This is a genomic window from Limnohabitans sp. TEGF003 (assembly GCF_055395455.1).
This window is the reverse complement of the sequence record NZ_AP029225.1, coordinates 2,116,142-2,134,434: the sequence shown is the minus strand read 5'-3', so window position 1 is coordinate 2,134,434 and position 18,293 is coordinate 2,116,142. Positions and strand designations below refer to the sequence as shown.

The 18,293-nt window shown below is 61.1% G+C and carries 16 protein-coding genes; 10 read left to right on the top strand and 6 right to left on the bottom strand.

Annotated features, from left to right (window positions below):
* Positions 1-11: 11 nt before the first annotated feature.
* The 4 genes from ACZ5RT_RS10510 to ACZ5RT_RS10495 are packed head-to-tail and all read left to right on the top strand — an operon-like array spanning position 12 to position 5,237.
* Entirely contained in the window at positions 12-3,413 is a 3,402-nt protein-coding gene (locus tag ACZ5RT_RS10510) for a DEAD/DEAH box helicase (RefSeq protein WP_464452403.1), read from the top strand.
* Between the two features lie 56 nt (positions 3,414-3,469).
* Positions 3,470-3,724, top strand: coding sequence for a ribbon-helix-helix domain-containing protein (locus ACZ5RT_RS10505; protein WP_291923591.1), 255 nt, complete (start codon positions 3,470-3,472; stop codon positions 3,722-3,724).
* Complete coding sequence (locus ACZ5RT_RS10500; protein WP_291923593.1) at positions 3,721-4,248, top strand: type II toxin-antitoxin system VapC family toxin; 528 nt, start codon at positions 3,721-3,723, stop codon at positions 4,246-4,248. Before ACZ5RT_RS10505 ends, ACZ5RT_RS10500 begins: the two co-directional genes overlap by 4 nt.
* A 32-nt stretch (positions 4,249-4,280) precedes the next feature.
* Complete coding sequence (locus ACZ5RT_RS10495) at positions 4,281-5,237, top strand: DUF808 domain-containing protein (protein ID WP_464452402.1); 957 nt, start codon at positions 4,281-4,283, stop codon at positions 5,235-5,237.
* Between the two features lie 7 nt (positions 5,238-5,244).
* On the opposite strand, the gene ACZ5RT_RS10490 is transcribed toward ACZ5RT_RS10495, so the two are convergent.
* The 6 genes from ACZ5RT_RS10490 to ACZ5RT_RS10465 form a co-directional block, all read right to left on the bottom strand.
* Positions 5,245-7,227, bottom strand: coding sequence for a peptidase U32 family protein (locus ACZ5RT_RS10490; RefSeq protein WP_464452401.1), 1,983 nt, complete (start codon positions 7,225-7,227; stop codon positions 5,245-5,247).
* 202 nt (positions 7,228-7,429) lie between these two features.
* A complete protein-coding gene (locus ACZ5RT_RS10485; protein ID WP_108426363.1) occupies positions 7,430-8,203 on the bottom strand; it encodes a peptidylprolyl isomerase in 774 nt (257 codons plus the stop codon).
* An 83-nt stretch (positions 8,204-8,286) separates the two neighbouring features.
* Positions 8,287-8,559, bottom strand: coding sequence for a BolA family protein (locus ACZ5RT_RS10480; RefSeq protein WP_108426362.1), 273 nt, complete (start codon positions 8,557-8,559; stop codon positions 8,287-8,289).
* On the bottom strand, positions 8,556-9,098 hold the full coding sequence (locus tag ACZ5RT_RS10475) for a septation protein A (protein ID WP_108426361.1): 543 nt from the start codon (positions 9,096-9,098) through the stop codon (positions 8,556-8,558). Before ACZ5RT_RS10475 ends, ACZ5RT_RS10480 begins: the two co-directional genes overlap by 4 nt.
* Before the next feature lie 45 nt (positions 9,099-9,143).
* Positions 9,144-9,551 (bottom strand): peptide-methionine (R)-S-oxide reductase MsrB, encoded by a 408-nt coding sequence (msrB, locus tag ACZ5RT_RS10470; protein WP_416561160.1) that lies wholly within the window; start codon positions 9,549-9,551, stop codon positions 9,144-9,146.
* Positions 9,548-11,110: a protein adenylyltransferase SelO gene (locus ACZ5RT_RS10465; RefSeq protein ID WP_464452400.1), complete on the bottom strand. Its 1,563-nt coding sequence runs from the start codon at positions 11,108-11,110 to the stop codon at positions 9,548-9,550. Before ACZ5RT_RS10465 ends, msrB begins: the two co-directional genes overlap by 4 nt.
* Before the next feature lie 130 nt (positions 11,111-11,240).
* On the opposite strand from ACZ5RT_RS10465, the gene ACZ5RT_RS10460 reads away from it, so the two are divergent.
* From ACZ5RT_RS10460 to ACZ5RT_RS10435, 6 genes are all read left to right on the top strand, one after another.
* The gene (locus ACZ5RT_RS10460) at positions 11,241-12,869 is read left to right on the top strand and encodes a 3-(methylthio)propionyl-CoA ligase (protein WP_464452399.1); all 1,629 of its coding nucleotides are present in this window, start codon (positions 11,241-11,243) and stop codon (positions 12,867-12,869) included.
* Between the two features lie 125 nt (positions 12,870-12,994).
* Positions 12,995-14,227 (top strand): branched-chain amino acid ABC transporter substrate-binding protein, encoded by a 1,233-nt coding sequence (locus tag ACZ5RT_RS10455; protein ID WP_464452398.1) that lies wholly within the window; start codon positions 12,995-12,997, stop codon positions 14,225-14,227.
* Positions 14,228-14,425: 198 nt separating this feature from the next.
* Complete coding sequence (locus ACZ5RT_RS10450; protein ID WP_422171758.1) at positions 14,426-15,460, top strand: branched-chain amino acid ABC transporter permease; 1,035 nt, start codon at positions 14,426-14,428, stop codon at positions 15,458-15,460.
* Between the two features lie 3 nt (positions 15,461-15,463).
* Complete coding sequence (locus tag ACZ5RT_RS10445) at positions 15,464-16,756, top strand: branched-chain amino acid ABC transporter permease (RefSeq protein ID WP_291923617.1); 1,293 nt, start codon at positions 15,464-15,466, stop codon at positions 16,754-16,756.
* Entirely contained in the window at positions 16,753-17,526 is a 774-nt protein-coding gene (locus ACZ5RT_RS10440; RefSeq protein WP_108426350.1) for an ABC transporter ATP-binding protein, read from the top strand. Before ACZ5RT_RS10445 ends, ACZ5RT_RS10440 begins: the two co-directional genes overlap by 4 nt.
* On the top strand, positions 17,526-18,221 hold the full coding sequence (locus tag ACZ5RT_RS10435; protein WP_108426852.1) for an ABC transporter ATP-binding protein: 696 nt from the start codon (positions 17,526-17,528) through the stop codon (positions 18,219-18,221). Before ACZ5RT_RS10440 ends, ACZ5RT_RS10435 begins: the two co-directional genes overlap by 1 nt.
* Positions 18,222-18,293: the final 72 nt, after the last annotated feature.

The following is an 18,293-nucleotide window of genomic DNA, read 5'->3' as shown; positions in this document are numbered from 1 at the left end:
GCGCCCAGGGCATGAAGTCCAACGCGCCACAGCAGTGGTTTCCCCCCTCGCAACTGGCTTTTTACTTTGACCAGGGGGCGTGGTCTCGGGGGACCACGCTCTACCTGCAAAACAAGGTGGTCTCGTCGCAGCTCACCCCCGACGGCGACGGCTGGCGTCTGCAAGGCCAGGTGCAAGGCAGCGAGGCCCGCCCTTACTCGGTCAATGCCGAGCTGCGTGTCAGCCCGGGTGGCAATCTGAGCGAGTGGCGCAGCGGCTGCACCTGCCCTGTGGGTCGGTATTGCAAACACGGCGCGGCCTTGGGCATTTTGGCGTCCATGCAAGGCCTGGCCTTGCTCGATGAGTGGGGCGCTGATGGGCCTTCGCCTGAGGTGCTGGCGCGCCGTGGCCAGATGGAAAAAGAGCGGGCCCTGAGCCACGCCGAATACCAGGCCCGCGAATGGCTGTCTCGGCTGGAAAACGCCAACGGCCCTGCGGCCTACACCTTGCCCGGTGGCACGCAAGATCGGTTGGTGTACACACTGGCCTTGGTGCAAGCTGGCCACAAATCGGTGTTTCACCTCAGTGTCAAACGCGCAGCGCAAAAGCGCGATGGCGAATGGGGCAAGCCCAAAAAGCTGAGCAGCGAGCCCTCGCCATATGACCCGATCTGGCAAGCCAGCACCCCGCTGGACCGCGACATCTTCGACCTCATGAAAGCTTGCCCGGCAGCCAGCAGTTTCAGCTCTTACGGATTTCAAGGCACGGTCAAGCTGCACGGCATGCCCGGGCATTTGTTGTTGCAGCTGTGCAGCCAGACAGGGCGTCTGGTGGCAGAAGAGGGCCTGGTGCCCTTGCGTTGGGTGGATGCGCCTGAAAAACTGATTGGCACCTGGCACGAAGTCGCGGCGCAAGACAAACTGCCCGGCGGTTGGCAACTGAGCCTGCAACCCCAGCGTGCAGGCGTGTTTTACGGCTTGAACGAACCGCCTTTTTACATGGACACCCTGCAAGGCCATTGCGGCCCGCTGGACACACAGGGCCTGAGCGCCAACGAGTTGCAGCTGATGTCGAACGCGCCCGTGTTGCCCGAAAGCGTGGTGTTCAAGTTTCAGAACCAGTTGTTGGCACGTCTGGGGCCTGTGCCCCTGCCTCCTGTGATCGCACACATGCCGGAAATCCGGGACGTTCAGCCGCGGCCCGTGCTCGACATCCGACCCGTGCACCCCAAGGACCGCGATGCACAGGGCTTGTTTCAGGCCGAGTTGAGTTTTGATTACGCGGGTCAGCGCGGCTTTTGGGCTGGCCCCCAAGTTCGTGTGATGGTGGGCCACGGACCGCAAGCCCGCTTGCTGGTGCGTGACTTGCCCGGCGAGTTGAAGGTTTGGCAAACGTTGGACGCTCTGGGCTTGTCGGTCCGTGCCCCGAACTTGCTGGGCTTGGCGCCGCCTCAGCCCCAACAGCGCTGGCTGGAGTGGCTGGAAACCGATTTTGCGAGTTTGCGCGAGGCTGGTTTCGAGGTCCGTTTTGACGCGGGTCAGACCCGATGGTTGCGCGAGGCCGATGACGTGCACATCGACCTGTCGGGTGATGCCGATGCGCCCGAAACCTCGCCTTGGTTTGATTTGTCCTTGGGCATGGACATCGACGGTCAACGCGTGAACATCCTGCCCTGGGTGCCCACCATCCTCACCGCTTTGGCCCGTCTCCATGTCAACACAGCCGAAGGCGAGACCGCCAGCCTGCCGTCGTTTTTGTACCTGCCTGATCTGCAAGGCGAAGGCTTTGTGAAGCTGCCCACTGCCAAGATCGAACCTTGGTTGAACACCTTGATGGAGCTGGTCTCCGAGCGCGGTCGCGACTGGGGTGGGGACGAACTGCGCTTGTCGCGACTGGAAGCCCTGCGCACCGCTGCCTCTTTGGGGGAGGGGGTGACTTGGGCAGGTGCCCAAAGCCTGATGAAGCTGGTCCAGCAAATGCGAGGCTTCGCCAGCCTGCCCGCGGTGAGCGCACCCGCGAGCTTGCAAGCCACGTTACGGCCCTACCAGCAACAAGGCTTGAATTGGTTGCAGTTTTTGCGCACGCACCAGCTGGCGGGCATCCTGGCCGACGACATGGGCCTGGGCAAAACCCTGCAGACCCTGGCGCACATCCTGACCGAAAAGGAAGCGGGTCGCCTGAACCACCCGGCCTTGATCGTGGCCCCGGTGAGCTTGCTGGGCAACTGGCAGCGCGAAGCCACCCGTTTTTGCCCGAGCCTGCGCACGCACATCCACCATGGCCTGTCACGCCATGAATCCGCCCAAGACCTGAGCGGTTTTGACATTGTCCTCACGCCGTACTCTTTGCTGCACCGTGACCGCGAGCTGTGGCTGGGTACCGACTGGCATCTGCTGGTGTTGGACGAAGCACAGAACATCAAGAACGCCAACACGCATGCCGCGCAAACTGTGGGCAACATCCCGGTCGCACACCGCCTGTGCTTGTCGGGCACGCCCATGGAAAACCACCTGGGCGAGCTGTGGAGCCTGTTTCACTTCTTGATGCCCGGTTTTCTGGGCAGCCAAAAGCGCTTCAGTGAGTTGTTTCGCCACCCCATTGAGCGCCAGGGCAACAGCGACAAAATGGACCAGCTGCGCAAGCGCATCACGCCCTTCATGCTGCGCCGCACCAAGGACGTGGTCGCCAGCGAGTTGCCACCCAAAGTCGAAACCCTCATGCCCGTGCCCCTGCAGGGCAAGCAGGCGGACCTGTACGAAACCATCCGTTTGGGCATGGAAAAAACCGTGCGTGACGCGCTGAACGCCCAGGGTTTGGCCAAATCGCAGATCACCATTTTGGATGCGTTGCTCAAGCTGCGCCAGGTGTGCTGCGACCCGCGTTTGCTCAAACTCGGCTCGGCCAGCCAGGTGCAGCAATCGGCCAAGCTGGAGCAGCTGCTCGACATGCTGCCCGAGATGGTGGCCGAAGGGCGCAAAATTTTGTTGTTCTCGCAATTCACCCAAATGCTCAGCCTGATCGAGCAAGAGCTGCCGCGTTTGGGCATTCCTTGGGTCAAGCTCACGGGCCAAAGCAAGAACCGCGACACGATCATCGATCGGTTCACCAGTGGGCAGGTGCCTTTGTTCCTCATCAGCCTCAAAGCCGGGGGCGTGGGCCTGAACCTGCCGCAGGCCGACACGGTGATCCATTACGACCCTTGGTGGAACCCCGCTGTGGAAAACCAGGCCACCGACCGCGCGCATCGCATTGGCCAGACGCAAAGTGTCTGGGTGCTCAAACTCGTGGCGCAAGGCACCATCGAAGAGCGCATGCTGGCCCTGCAAGAGCGCAAAGCCCAGCTCGCGCAAGACATGTATGCGGGGGCGGTGAAGCGCCAAGAGCCCTTGTTTGGCGAGTCCGATCTGAACGAGTTGTTCAAGCCCCTGGGCTGAGATTGACAAGCTTGACTCCCGGTGTAATAATGAACGTATTACCAGAGGGCCAAACCATGACCACCACCGTGAAACTGCCCGATCCGCTGGAGAAATCCTTGCGCCAGCGCTGCGCCCAAGAGGGCCGCAGCATCAGCGAAGTCATGCGCGATGCACTCACCGCCTACCTGGCGCAGCCCGCAATCACTGCTTCGCCCTTTGCATTGGGCGAGGGGGTGTTTGGCCGATTCAGTGGTCCGGTGGATATGGCCGAAAACCGCAAAAGCCAGCTGTCCGATGTTTGGCAAGACAAGCACGAGCACCGCGCATGAGCGCTCAAAACCACTGGGTAACAGCGGCGGTGAATACGGGCGTTGGGCAGCCTCAATCAGTTTCGGCCCAAGAACCGCACGCTCAGTTTCTGCGGCAGTTGCCTGTGCAAGACGCGCTCATCGACAGCGGCCCGCTCCTCGCGCTGTTCAACCGCAGCGACAAATGGCACATGCCCACACGCACGTGGCTGCAAGCGAATCCACAGGTGCGTTTGCACAGCACGTGGCCGGTGCTGACCGAGGTCTGCGCCTTGCTGGCGCGGCGCATCCACAACGAGGCCGCACTCGACTTTTTGCAGTGGGTTCAGCGCGGCGCAGTGCAGCTGGACAGCCCAGCTGACTGGAGCCTCACCAGCGTGCTGGCCATTTGTCAGCGCTTTGCCAGTTTGCCGCTGGACTTGGCCGATGCCTCCATCGCCGAGGCTGCCGAACGTCTGGCCATTCGGCATGTGGTGTCCATTGACCAGGACTTTGACATTTACCGCGACGCCAAGGGTCACCCCTTGCACAACCTTTTGCGCTGAAGCGCGCCTGCACACTCGGGAAAGACACGCCTATGGCCGCCTCCAGTTTGCTGACCCTGATCGACGACATCGCCACCTTGCTCGACGATGTCGCCACCATGACCAAAGTGGCCGCCCGCCAAAGCGCGGCAGCGGCTGACGACGTGGCCGCCATGACGCACATGGCAGCGAAAAAGACCGCTGGCGTGCTGGGTGACGACTTGGCCCTCAACGCGCAACAAGTGACCGGGGTGAATGCCGACCGCGAGTTGCCCGTGGTCTGGGCTGTGGCCAAAGGCTCGCTGGTCAACAAAGCCATCTTGGTGCCCACCGCCTTGGCGATCAGCGCCATGGCGCCTTGGCTGATCACCCCCTTGCTGATGCTGGGTGGTTTGTTTTTGTGCTTTGAAGGGGCCGAAAAACTGTTGCATGCCTGGTTGCACAGCCGTGAAGAAGCCGAGACCCACCGTGCCGAATTGGTGCGAGCCGTGGCCGATCCACAGGTGGACTTGCTGGCTTTTGAGAAAGAAAAGATCAAAGGCGCGGTGCGCACCGACTTCATCTTGTCGGCTGAAATCATCGTCATCACCCTGGGCACGGTGGCCACCGCCAGCTTTGCGCAGCAAGTGGCGGTGCTGGTGGGCATCTCCGTGGTCATGACGGTGGGGGTCTATGGCTTGGTGGGCGGCATTGTCAAGCTGGACGATGCGGGGATTTACCTGATCCAAAAACCGCAAGCCGCGATGCAAGCCTTGGGCCGTGCTCTATTGGCATTTGCACCCTGGCTCATGAAAGCGCTTTCGGTGCTGGGCACCGCCGCCATGTTTTTGGTGGGCGGGGGCATCTTGCTGCATGGCGTGCCGGCCATCGGCCATGCGGTCTCGCACTGGGCTGACAACTTGGCATTTGGCGGTGCGCTGGTGGGCAACTTGGGCGGTGGCGTGGCTGGCTTTGTGGCGGGGGCGGTGATGGTGGGCGTGCTGCAGTGGGTGCGCAAAATGCGTCACTGACATTGTTTCAGTGCAAGCCCACCACAGGCCGTGTCTTGTAGAACTGCACTGGGCTTTCCGGCACCGCATTCAGCACCGATTTCTTGATCTTGCCGACCACATGCATTTCGCAGGGTTTGCAGTCGAAGCGCAGGGTGAGTTTTTCCTTGCCGTTGATCAGTTGCATCGGCTCGGCTTTCACCGTGCCTTGTACGCCGGTCACGCCTTTGGCCTGTTTGGGGCACAGACTGAGGCTGAAACGCACGCAGTGTTTGGTGATCATCAGGCTGACTTCGCCCAGCTCTTCTTGCGCCTCATAAGCGGCGGCGATCACCTTCACGCCGTGTTTGGCATAGAAGTCGCGGGCTTTCTGGTTGAACACATTGGCCAGGTAGGTTAGGGTGTCTTCGGGGTAGGGCGCAGGCGGCTCCACGGGCACGGCACGCGGCAGTCGGTGCAGGCCCTGTGCACGAGCGGTCTCCAGCGCAGCGACTGCGTCGCGGCGGAGTTGGTTCAGCTGTGAAGGTGGCACAAACCAGGGCCGGGGCAGGGCGAGTTGCACGTCCAGCGGCTCGAACACGGTGTCGCCCAGCTTGCCCAAGGCGGCTTTGAGTTTGTCCTCTGCCTGGGTTGGGTCTTTGGGCGCTTGCCAGCCGATGGCCAAGACCGCCGAGCCGCTGTGGCCCGCTTCGTCGGTCAGCGTCAGTTGCAGGCCATCACCCTGGCCATTTGGGGTTTCGGCCAGTTGCATCCACACGCCCATGCGGCGCTCGGCCGATTTTTTGTCCAGCGTGCGCACCCAGCTCATGTCGCGGTTGCGGTTGACCTGCACGCCTTGGCGCAGGTCCTTGAAGCCGTCCATCGGATCTTTGGGATATAGCCTCCAAACGCCTTTGGCTTTGGCGGCTTCGGCGCGGTTGATCTGCAGGCCGACCAGTTCTTTTTGCAGGTCGTAGTAGCACAGGCCATCGCCGTTGTGCAGCTCGGTGGCCGGGTCGTCGGTGGTGATCTCGATGTGTTCGGCCGTGACCTTGCTGACCCAGCCAATCGGCTGACCGGGATTTTTGGGCGTGTCAAACGCGCCGATGTCTTCTTTGCGGCCCTGCACAAAGTAGTCGGTGAACTCGCGGTTGAAGTTCTGGTTCGGGTCGGGCTCGAAGCTGAAGGTGGTGCGGCCATGCGAAGCGGCCGCCAGTTCGGGGCGCTCGCTCAGCACCTCGTCGAACAGCTTGCGGTAATGCGCTGTGATGTTCTTCACATAGGCCATGTCCTTGTAGCGGCCTTCGATCTTGAAGCTGCGCACGCCCGCGTCCACCAGTGCGCGCAGGTTCTCGCTCTGGTTGTTGTCCTTCATGCTCAGCACATGCTTGTCGTGTGCCACGATGCGGCCTTGCGCGTCTTTGACCTCATAGGGCAGACGGCAGGCTTGCGAGCAGTCGCCTCGATTGGCGCTGCGCCCGGTGTGGGCGTGGCTGATGAAGCATTGGCCGCTGTAGGCCACGCACAGAGCGCCATGCACAAAAAACTCGATCACGGTGCGATCGGTGTCCACCGCGTCGCGGATGGCGGCGATTTGCGGCAGCGTCAACTCGCGGGCCAGCACGATTTGGCTCAATCCGGCATCTTGCAAAAATCGGGCTTTTTCGGGCGTGCGGATGTCAGTCTGGGTGCTGGCATGCAGCTGAATGGGCGGCATGTCGATTTCGAGCAGGCCCATGTCCTGGATGATCAGTGCGTCGACGCCTGCGTCATACAGCTGCCAGGCCAGTTTTCGGGCACCTTCGAGCTCGTCATCGCGCAAGATGGTGTTGAGCGTGACAAAGATGCGGCTGTGAAAGCGGTGCGCATGCTGCACCAGCTTGGCGATGTCTTGCACCGAGTTGTCGGCCGTCGACCGTGCCCCAAAGGAGGGGCCGCCAATGTAGACCGCGTCCGCGCCGTGGTTCACGGCTTCAATGCCAATGTCCAGGTTGCGGGCGGGGGCCAGGAGTTCGAGTTGGTGGGGCTGCATGGGCTGGGATTATCCCAGCTTGCGAAGCAAGCAACTCGGCAGGCCGCCAGCTCTGGGGCTGTGGGTGCTGGTTGGGGCGATGTGGCAAAGCGAAGCGCTTCTGAGCCCCGGCCAGTGCCCGCAGCCCCAGAGCGTTGTATGCACAGGCGAGCCATTAAAAAACGCGACCGAAGTCGCGTTTTTCAAAGGTGTAAAGCGCAGATCACTGGATCTTGGCTTTGCTGCGCAGACCTTCCTGGTAGGTGCTGAGTTTTTGCTGTTGCAGTTGCTGCGAGATCTGAGGTTTGACTTCTTCCAGCTTGGGCAGCTGGGCTTCACGCACATCGTCCACGCGGATGATGTGGTAGCCGAACTGGCTCTTGACAGGGGTATCGGTCATCTGGCCTTTGTCCAGTTTGACCATGGCACCGGAAAACTCGGGCACATAGCTGCCTGCGGCGGCCCAGTCCAGGTCGCCACCGTTGGCACCGGAGCCTGGGTCTTTGGATGCCTTCTTGGCCAGGTCTTCAAACTTGGCGCCTTTCTTGATGTCGGCGATCAAGGCCTTGGCCTCGTCTTCCTTTTCCACCAGGATGTGGCGCGCGCGGTATTCCTTGCCACCGTTGGCCGCCACGAATTTGTCGTACTCGGCCTGGATCTCGGCGTCGGTCACGGGGTTCTTCTTCTGGTGATCGGCAAACAGCTGACGGATCAGGATGGTCTGGCGTGCCAGTTCGATCTGGTTTTTGTACTCGTCGGTGGCGTCCAGGCCGCGCTTTTTGGCCTCTTGCATGAAGATTTCGCGGGCGATCAGCTCTTCCTTGATCTGGGCCAGCACTTCGGGTGTCACAGGGCGACCCGAGGCTTCGATTTGTTGCTGCAAGGCTTTGACGCGGGAAGACGGCACGGGTTTGCCGTTGACCACGGCCAGGTTTTGCGCCAGGGCGGGAACCGCTAGCAGGGCCACCAGGGCGGCGCTGAGCATTTGCTTTTTCATCGTGTTTTCCTCAATGACTCGGTGTCAAATATGAATAGAAGGGTTCAAAAAAAGGGGCTGCCACCAATGGGTGACGGCCCGGTTCAGATCAGCTCGATGGCCAAGGCATGCAAGCCTTGGTCAATGAAATCTTGCAGCGCATCATACACAAGGCGATGGCGCTGAACGCGGCTGATGCCTGTAAACAAAGGTGAAGCAATGCACACCCGCATGTGCGTGCCTTCGCCGCTGTCGTTGGCACCCACATGCCCCGCGTGCGCTGCGCTCTCGTCGATGACGCGCAACTCGGTGGGTTGCAGGCGTTCGGTCAGCCGGGCATGGATTTGCGCGCTCAGGGGCAGGGTGGCGGTGCTCATTTCTGGCCTCCTTCGTCCTTGGGCAAATAGCGCGAGATGTACAGGCCCTGGCCCAGAATGAACACCACCGGGAACACATAGCCCCAGAGCTTGAAGTTCACCCAGTCTTCGGTGCTGAAGTAATGCGCCACGTAGGCATTGATGCCCGCCATGAACAGGCAATACAGCATCCACGACAGGTTCAGCCGGTTCCACACGGCGTGCGGCAGCTGCAGTTGCGTGCCCAGCAGCATGTGCAGAAAGTTCTTTTTCAAAAACCAGTGCGCCACGGCCAGGGCCATCGCCAGGCCCGAGTACAGCAAGGTGGGTTTCCACTTGATGAAGCGCTCGTCGTGCAGGCTCAAGGTGAGGGCACCAAAGCCCAACACCAGGACCAGCGTGATCTTGTGCATGGTCTGCAGCTTGCCGTCCATCTTGTAAATGATGGCGGTTTGCAGCACGGTCGCGCCCATCAGCACCGCTGTGGCGGTGTAGATGTCGGCCATCTTGTACGCGCCAAAAAACAGCAGGATGGGGAAAAAGTCAAGGATGAATTTCATGAAATGGGGGCGTTGGCGGCGCACAGCGTACGCCGCTGGGGTCGGTCAGGAAGGCTCGAAGTCTAACGAAGCCGAGTTCATGCAGTAGCGCAGGCCCGTGGGGGCCGGGCCGTCTTCGAACACATGGCCCAGGTGCGCGCCGCACTGGGCGCACACCGTCTCCACCCGGCGCATGCCGTGGCTCAAGTCCACGCGCTCTTCGATGGCCCCTTCGGAAGCTGCCTGGTAAAAGCTCGGCCAGCCGCAGCCTGCGTCAAACTTGGTGTCCGACTTGAACAGCTCGGCGTCGCAGCAGATGCAGCGGTAAATGCCGCTGGACCAGTGGCCCTCGTATTTGCCGGTGAAGGGCCGCTCGGTGGCCGCTTGGCGGGTGACGGCATAGGCCACAGGCTCGGCGCCTTTGGCGGCCAGCAGCTCGCGCCACTCTTGTTCGGTTTTGGTGATTTGGCTCATGATGAACAGCTGATTTCCAGTTGACCCGCCCAGTCGGGCGGCAAGTCGGCATAGGCCTCAAAGCCCGGGTGCTCGTCGAAAGGCGACTTTAACAAGGTGTGCAGGGTGTTGATTTCCGAGAAGTCACCTGCTTGCGCTTGACGAATGGCGATCTCGGCCAGGTGGTTGCGCAGCACAAACTTGGGGTTGGTGCGCAGCATGTTCTGGCCCATGGCCGCAAAGTGGGCGTGGCCAGCGCGGGCGGTGTAGCGTTCGAGCCAGTCCAGCAGGCGAGGGCGATCCAGCACCAGGTCGGTCACCGCGCTCCAGCCCGCATCGGTCAGCGTGGGGGCTTGCGACTGCTGCACCAACGCCTGGCTCAGTTGCCGCCAAAACAGGGTGAAGTCCACTTTTTCGGCCGCCATGAGCTGCATCACGTCTTCGACCAGCGTCCAGTCGGCTTCGCGCTCGGATTCGGGCGCCAGTGTCCCCGTCAGGCCCAGTTTGGCCCGCATGGCGTCGCCCAGGTAGCGGGGGAACAAAGTCTTGTAGCCCTCGAGCACCTGCAGCGTCATCTCGTGGTCATCGATCAAAGGGGCCAGCGCCTGCGCCAGGCAGTACAAATTCCAGTACGCCACGTTCGGCTGGCGTCCATAGGCATAACGCCCCTGGGGGTCCGAGTGGTTGCAGATGTGGCCGGGGTCAAAGCCGTCCATGAACTGGAAGGGGCCGTAGTCGATGGTCAGTCCCAAGAGGCTCATGTTGTCGGTGTTCATCACGCCGTGACAAAAGCCCACAGCCTGCCAATGCGCCAACAATTTGGCGGTGCGCTCCTGCACTTCGTCGAGCAAAGCCGCGTAAACATTGCCCTGCCACCGCTCGGCCCGCTCCTTGCACTCGGGCATGTGGTGGGCGATGGCATGGTCGGCCAGGGTGCGCAGGCTGTCGGTGTCGCCCTGAGCCGAAAAATGTTCGAAGTGCCCAAAGCGTAAAAAGCTCGGGGCCACCCGCGCCACAACGGCGGCGCTCTCTAAGGTTTCGCGCCGCACCTGCTCGGGCGATGCCACCAGGCACAGCGCCCGGGTGGTGGGTATGCCCAGGCCGTGCATGGCCTCGCTGCACAAATACTCGCGGATGCTCGATCGCAGCACGGCCCGGCCATCGCCGCCGCGCGAGTAGGGCGTGCGGCCTGCACCTTTGAGCTGGATTTCCTGCGGACCCAGTTGAGACGCGGCTTCGCCCAGCCAGATGGCCCGCCCGTCGCCCAGCTGCCCGGCCCATTGCCCGAATTGGTGCCCGCTGTAGACCGTGGCCAGCGGCTGGGAGCCGACCATGAGTGCGTTGCCCGCAAAGGCTTGCAGGTGGTCGTCGTCAAACAGCTCGGCGGGCCAGCCCAGTTCGGTGCGCAAGGCCTCGTTGCGGGCGGCCCAGCGCGGCGCGGCCACGGGCGTGGGCTGCAGCGGTGTGAAAAAACGGGGCCCCAGTTGGGTCAGGCGGTGGGTCCAGTCCAGCACGGGCAAATCGTGGGGTGGATTGGCGTGGTGAGGGCAGGCATGGGTTTCCAAAGGGGCAGATGACATGAACAGATTGTCACGCCCTTGACAAGCACCCGGGTAATTGCGGGTTTTATGGCGGGTTTTATGGCCGGACGGTGTCCCACTCGGGTGCACAATGATTCGTTCAAGAACAACCCCTCTGACAGGAGACCCCATGCTGGGACTGATGCAACAGCAATCATTGCTGATTTCTTCACTGATCGACTTTGCCGAGAAACACCATGGCGACAGCGAGATCGTCTCGCGTCGCGTGGAGGGCGACATCCACCGCTACGCCTGGGCCGACGTGGCCCGCCGCTCGCGCCAGGTGGCCAACGCGCTGGACGCACAAAAAGTGCCACAAGGCGCCCGCATCGCCACGCTGGCCTGGAACGGTTACCGCCACCTGGAGCTGTACTTCGGCGTGAGCGGCTCGGGCCGTGTGCTGCACACCATCAACCCGCGCCTGCACCCCGAACAGATGGCCTGGATCGCCAACCATGCCGAAGACCAGGTCCTGTGCTTTGACATGACGTTTTTGCCTTTGGTGCAGGCCCTGCACGCGCACTGCAAGACCATGACCCAGTACGTGGCGCTGTGCGACGCCGACAAACTGCCCGAGGGCACCGGTATCCCCAATTTGGTGAGCTACGAGGCCTGGATGGGCCAGCAGCCCAGCACCTACAGCTGGCCCCAGCTCGATGAAAACACCGCCTGCAGCCTCTGCTACACCAGCGGCACCACCGGCAACCCCAAGGGTGCTCTGTACAGCCACCGCTCCACCGTGCTGCACGCCTACGCCGCCGCCTTGCCCGACTCGATGTGCATCTCGGCGCGTGACGCGATCCTGCCCGTGGTGCCCATGTTCCACGTCAACGCCTGGGGCATCCCCTACAGCGCGGCCATGGCGGGTGCCAAACTGGTGTTCCCCGGCCCGGCCTTGGACGGCAAATCGGTGTACGAGCTGATCGAAGCCGAAGGCGTGACCTTTGCCGCGGGCGTGCCCACCGTGTGGCAAATGCTGCTGGGCCACATGAAGCCTGCAGGCCTGAAATTCAGCACCTTGAACCGCACCGTGATCGGCGGCTCGGCCTGCCCGCCCGCCATGATCGATGCCTTCCGCCAAGACTACAACGTGGACGTGCTGCACGCCTGGGGCATGACCGAGCTCAGCCCGCTGGGCACCGTGTGCACTCTGAAAAACAAGCACCTGCGCCTGTCTGCCGAGCAGCAGATGAAGCTGCGCATGAAGCAAGGCCGCTGCATCTTCGGCATCGACATGAAGATCGTGGACGCCGAAGGCCGTGCTTTGCCGCACGACGGCAAGGCCGCAGGTGACCTGCTGGTCAAAGGCCCTTGGGTGATCGCTTCGTACTTCAAGCAGGAAGGCGGCAACCCGCTGGTGGACGGCTGGTTCCCCACGGGCGATGTGGCCACCATTGATGCCGACGGCTTCATGCAGATCACCGACCGCAGCAAGGACGTGATCAAGTCTGGTGGCGAATGGATCAGCTCGATCGATGTGGAAAACATCGCCATGGCGCACCCGGCCGTGGCCATGGCCGCTTGCATCGGCATGCGCCACCCCAAGTGGGACGAGCGCCCGATTGTGTGCGTGGTCAAAAAGCCCGGCGCCGAAGTCAGCCGCGAAGAGTTGATTGCTTTCTATGAAGGCAAGACCGCCAAGTGGCAGATCCCGGACGATGTGGTCTTTGTCGATGCCATTCCTTTGGGCGGCACTGGCAAGATGCTCAAGACCCGTTTGCGCGAGCAACTGGCCGACTACAAGCTGCCTGGCCTTTGATGCGCATCAAGCCCGCGCGCGTTCAAGTCGCGCGGGTGATATGCCTTAGGGGCAAACCCCGAGCCTTTTCAGCCACACAGCGGTTACGCTGAACTTGTTCTGATTCACAACGCAGGAGACCTTGAATGAAAACCACCACCCGTTTGATCGCCGCTGCCGCTTTGGCCGCTTGCTCCCTTGGCGCTTATGCGCAAAAGGGCGAAACCGTCAAAATTGCCTGGATCGATCCCTTGTCCGGTTTGATGGCCCCTGTGGGCAGCAACCAGCTCAAGAGCTTCCAGTTCTTTGCTGAAAAGTTCAGCAAGACCAACCCGGCGGGTGTCAAGTTCGAGGTGATTGGCATTGACAACAAGTTGAGCCCCGCCGAAAGCCTGAACGCGCTCAAAGCCGCGATGGACCAGGGCGTGCGCTACATCACCCAAGGCAACGGTTCGTCGGTGGCGGGTGCCCTGATCGAAGCCGTGAACAAGCACAACGAGCGCAACCCCGGCAAGGAAATCATCTTCCTGAACCACTCGGCCGTGGACCCCGACTTCACCAACAGCAAGTGCAGCTACTGGCACTTCCGCTTTGACGCCGACACCTCGATGAAGATCGAGGCCATGACCACGTTCATGAAGGACCAGAAAGACATCAAGAACGTCTATCTGCTCAACCAGAACTATTCGCATGGCCACCAGGTGGTGCGTTTTGCCAAGGAAAACATCGCACGCAAGATGCCGGGCGTGAAGATCGTGGGTGAAGACTTGCACCCCTTGGCGCAGGTGCGCGATTTTGCGCCTTACATCGCCAAGATCAAGGCCTCGGGTGCCGACACCGTCATCACCGGCAACTGGGGCTCTGACCTCGCCTTGCTGATCAAGGCGGCCAACGAGGGCGGCTTCAATGGCAAGTTCTACACCTACTACACCGGCGTCACGGGCACGCCCACGGCCTTGGGCCAAACCGGTGCTGGCCGCGTCTACCAAATCGCCTACAACCACTACAACATGGGTGGCGACATGGGCAAGTGGATGGCGGAGTTCAAGACCAAATTCAACGACGACTTCTACACGGGCTCGGTGGTTTCGATCTACAGCGCCTTGGGAGAAGCCATGGCTAAAGCCAAGTCGACCGATCCGGTCAAAGTGGCAGCGGCCCTGTCGGGCCTGAAGTTCAAGAGCTACCACGGCGATGTTGAAATCCGCAAGGCCGACCACCAACTGCAGCAGCCGCTGTGGATGACCGTCTGGCAAAAAGCCGACAAAAAGTACCCCTACAGCCCCGAGAACACGGGCATGACGCTGGCCCCCGTCAAGGAGTTCCCTTCGTACGTGTCTAGCACACCCACCAGTTGCCAGATGAAGCGCCCCGGTTAATGGGCGCCGTTTGTCGGTCAGTCTTGCGCAGCGCAGGCCTTTGGGCCTGAACTGCGCGAGCCGATAGGGTTCAGGCCCGATCAACGTCAGGTTTGTCGGGCTTTTTTATGGGCTTCAGGCCCTTGGTGGCTCGGTTTTGAGTTTTTAAAACCACTTTCGGTAACGCAGTTAGGCCAAAAAAGGCCTGGAAAGTTTCTTATGGAGTTTTTCATCATCTCCATGCTCAATGGCCTCAGTTACGGGCTGTTGCTCTTCATGCTCAGCTCTGGGCTGACGCTGATTTTCAGCATGATGGGCGTGCTCAATTTCGCGCACGCCAGCTTTTACATGATCGGGGCCTATTTCGGTTACACCCTGTCGGGCTGGATCGGTTTCTGGCCCGCCCTGATCGTGGCCCCACTGTTGGTGGGTGCCTGCGGTGCGGTGTTTGAGCGCGTCACCTTGCGCAAGGTTCACCCCTTTGGCCATGTGCCCGAATTGCTGGTCACGTTTGGCCTGTCTTATGTGGTGCTGGAGCTGGTGCAGCTGGTCTGGGGCCGCACGGCGGTGGAGTTTCCGCCGCCCGAAATCTTGCGCAGCTCGGCCTTCACCCTGATCAACCATTCGGTCAATGGCCTGAGCCTGGTCTGGGGGGCCGCGCCTGCCGAGATGTGCAGCGCCGCAGACGCCGCAGTGCGTGTGGTTTGCTCGCCATTTCCTGCAACCCGGGGTTTCATGATGCTGGTGGCCTTGCTGATGCTGGTGTCCTTGTGGTTGTTGCTCACCCGCACCCGCATTGGTCTGGTGATTCAGGCGGCCTTGACCCACCCCGAAATGGTGGAGTCTTTGGGCCACAACGTGCCGCGTGTGTTCATGCTGGTGTTTGGTGCGGGCACAGGTCTGGCCGGTTTGGCAGGCGTGATCGGCGGCAGCACTTTCGTGACGGAGCCCGCCATGGCAGCGACCGTGGGCTCGGTCATCTTCGTGGTCGTGGTGGTGGGTGGCATGGGCTCGCTGTCGGGGGCCTTCCTGGCTTCCTTGCTGATTGGCGTGATCCAGACCTTTGCCGTGGCCATTGATTACTCCTTCCTGACCTTGGCCAAAGACATGGGCTGGGCCTTGTCGGCCGCCACGCAGGACAACTCTTTTGCCAAGCTCACGCTGTCACAGGTCGCGCCCATCTTGCCTTACCTGTTTTTGGTGCTGATCCTGATCTTCCGGCCCAAGGGTCTTTTGGGCACACGCGAGGGTTAAGACATGGCTGCTGTTTACAAATTCAAACCCTACAACGTCGGCCGCTGGGTCATCTGGAGCCTGTTTGCCTTGGTGCTGGTCCTGGCCCCCTTGGTGTTCACCAGCAACCTGTCGGTGACCATGTTGGCGCAAATGGGCATCGCCATCATTGCCTGCCTGTCCTACAACATCCTGTTGGGGCAGGGCGGCATGCTGAGTTTTGGCCATGCGGTCTACACCGGGCTGGGCTCCTACATGGCCATTCACGCGCTGAACGCGGTCAGTGGCGGCAAGCTCAACATCCCCGTCAGCCTGCTGCCCATTGTGGGCGGTGTGGCGGGCATGGGCTTTGCCATTTTGCTCGGCTGGGTCACCACCCGCAAGTCGGGCACGCCATTTGCCATGATCACCCTGGGCGTGGCCGAGCTGGTGTTTGCCATGTCGCTCATGTTCTCGGAGTTTTTCGGGGGCGAGGCGGGCGTGTCGGGCAACCGTGTGGCGGGTGAAGCCTTCTTTGGCATCACCTACGGTCCGCAAATTCAGGTGTATTACCTGATCGCGGTCTACACCTTTGTGTGTGTGGCGCTCATGTACGCCTTCACGCAAACGCCGCTGGGCCGCATCCTGAATGCGGTGCGTGACAACCCCGAACGGGTCGAGTTCATCGGCTACAACACCCAGCGCGTGCGCTACATCGCTTTCATCATCGCGGGCTTTTTTGCAGGCATCGCGGGCGGTTTGGGCGCCCTCAACTTCGAGATCGTCACGGCCGAAGTGGTGGGGGCAGGGCGCTCGGGCGCTTATTTGCTGTTCACCTTCTTGGGGGGTGCCACCTTCTTTTTTGGCCCCATCATTGGCGCGATTTTGATGATCATCGCCTTTGTGCTGCTGTCGGAGCTGACCAAGGCCTGGTTGCTGTACCTGGGACTGGTTTTCCTGTTCATGGTCATGTATGCCCCGGGTGGCATCGCCAGCCTGATCATGATGAACCTGCGGGTGGCCAAATTCGGCAAGCTGCGCCAGATCTGGACCAGCTACCTGGGCCTGGGCCTCACCGCCATCGTCATGCTCGCGGGGGCCGGGGCGATGATCGAGATGGTCTACCACCTGCAGCTCAATTCGGCTTTGGGTGACACCGTCAAGTTCATGGGGGCCACGCTGAACGCCAAGAGCCTGGACAGCTGGTTCGGCTCGGCTTTTGTCATGCTCACGGGCCTGGGTTTGTTCGAGCTCGCGCGTCGGCAGTTTGCCCGCGACTGGGGCGAGATCCAGACCGACATTGAAAAAGAAATCAAGCGCCGGGAGACCGCAGTATGAGTGCCTACGCTCTTGAACTCAAAGACGTCCGAAAGAACTTCGGCAAGACCGAAATCATCCGGGGTGTGAACCTGGCGGTGCAGGCCGGTGAACGGGTGGCGGTGATCGGCCCCAACGGCGCGGGCAAGTCCACGCTGTTCAACCTGATCAGCGGCCGCTTTGGCCCGACCAGCGGCGATATTTTGCTGAACGGCCAAGCCATTCAGCACAAAACGCCTTACGAGATCAACCGGATGGGGCTGTCGCGCAGCTTCCAGATCACCAACATCTTCCCCAAGCTGAGCGTGTTTGAAAATTTGCGCTGCGCCGTGCTCTGGAGCCTGGGCTACAAGTACACCTTCTTCAAGTTCCTTTCGGGGCTGAAAGATGCGAACGACCGCACGAACGAATTGCTCGAGATGATCCACCTGGACAAAAAGCGCGATGTGCTGGCCGTCAACCTGACCTATGCCGAGCAGCGCGCGCTGGAAATTGGCGTGACCATTGCGGGCGGCTCCGATGTCATTTTGCTGGACGAACCCACAGCCGGCATGAGCAAAAGCGAAACCTCGCGTTTCATCCAGCTCATCAAGGAGGTCACGGTGGGCAAAACCCTGCTCACGGTGGAGCACGACATGGGCGTGGTGTTCGGGCTGGCCGACAAAATCGCGGTGGTGGTGTACGGCGAAGTCATCGCCTTCGACACCCCCGACGCGGTGCGGGCCAATGCCAAGGTGCAGGAAGCCTATTTGGGCTCTCCGGTGGCGGACAGTCAGGCAGGAGGCCATTGATGCTGCAGATAGACAACCTTCACGCCTATTACGGCAAGAGCCATGTGCTGCATGGTGTGGGCTTCGAGGTCGGGCAGGGCGAAATTGTGGCGCTGCTCGGGCGCAACGGCTCGGGCCGCTCCACCACGGCCAAGGCCATCATGGGCTTGGTCGAGTGCCAGGGCCGCATTGACTGGAAAGGCCAGTCGATCCAGGGCAAAAAAGCCTATGAGATCGCTCACCTGGGGATCGGTTATGTGCCTGAAAACCGCGACATCTTCCCCAAGTTGACGGTGCACCAGAACCTGCAACTGGGCCAAAAGCGCAGCGGCCACAACGGTCGCTGGTCGTTTGACGACATGTACGCCATGTTCCCGCGCCTCAAAGAGCGCGAGCACACCGAGGCCGGGGTCCTGTCCGGTGGCGAACAGCAAATGCTCACGCTGTGCCGTACCTTGATGGGCGATCCGGACCTCATCATCATCGACGAGCCGACCGAGGGCCTGGCCCCCAAAATCGTGGAATTGGTGGGGCAATACCTGCAAAGCCTGAAATCAAGGGGTGTCTCGGTCTTGCTGATCGAACAAAAGCTGACCATTGCCATGAGCATTTCGGACCGGGCCTTGGTCATGGGCCACGGTGCCATCGTGTTCCAGGGCACACCCGATGAGCTGCGCGCCAACAGCTACATTCGCAAGGAGTGGCTGGAGGTTTGATGGGTTTGGCCCACGTCTCTGTGGCGACAAAATTTTTGTAATCGGGCCGTTTTTTATGTCTACAATGCAAAA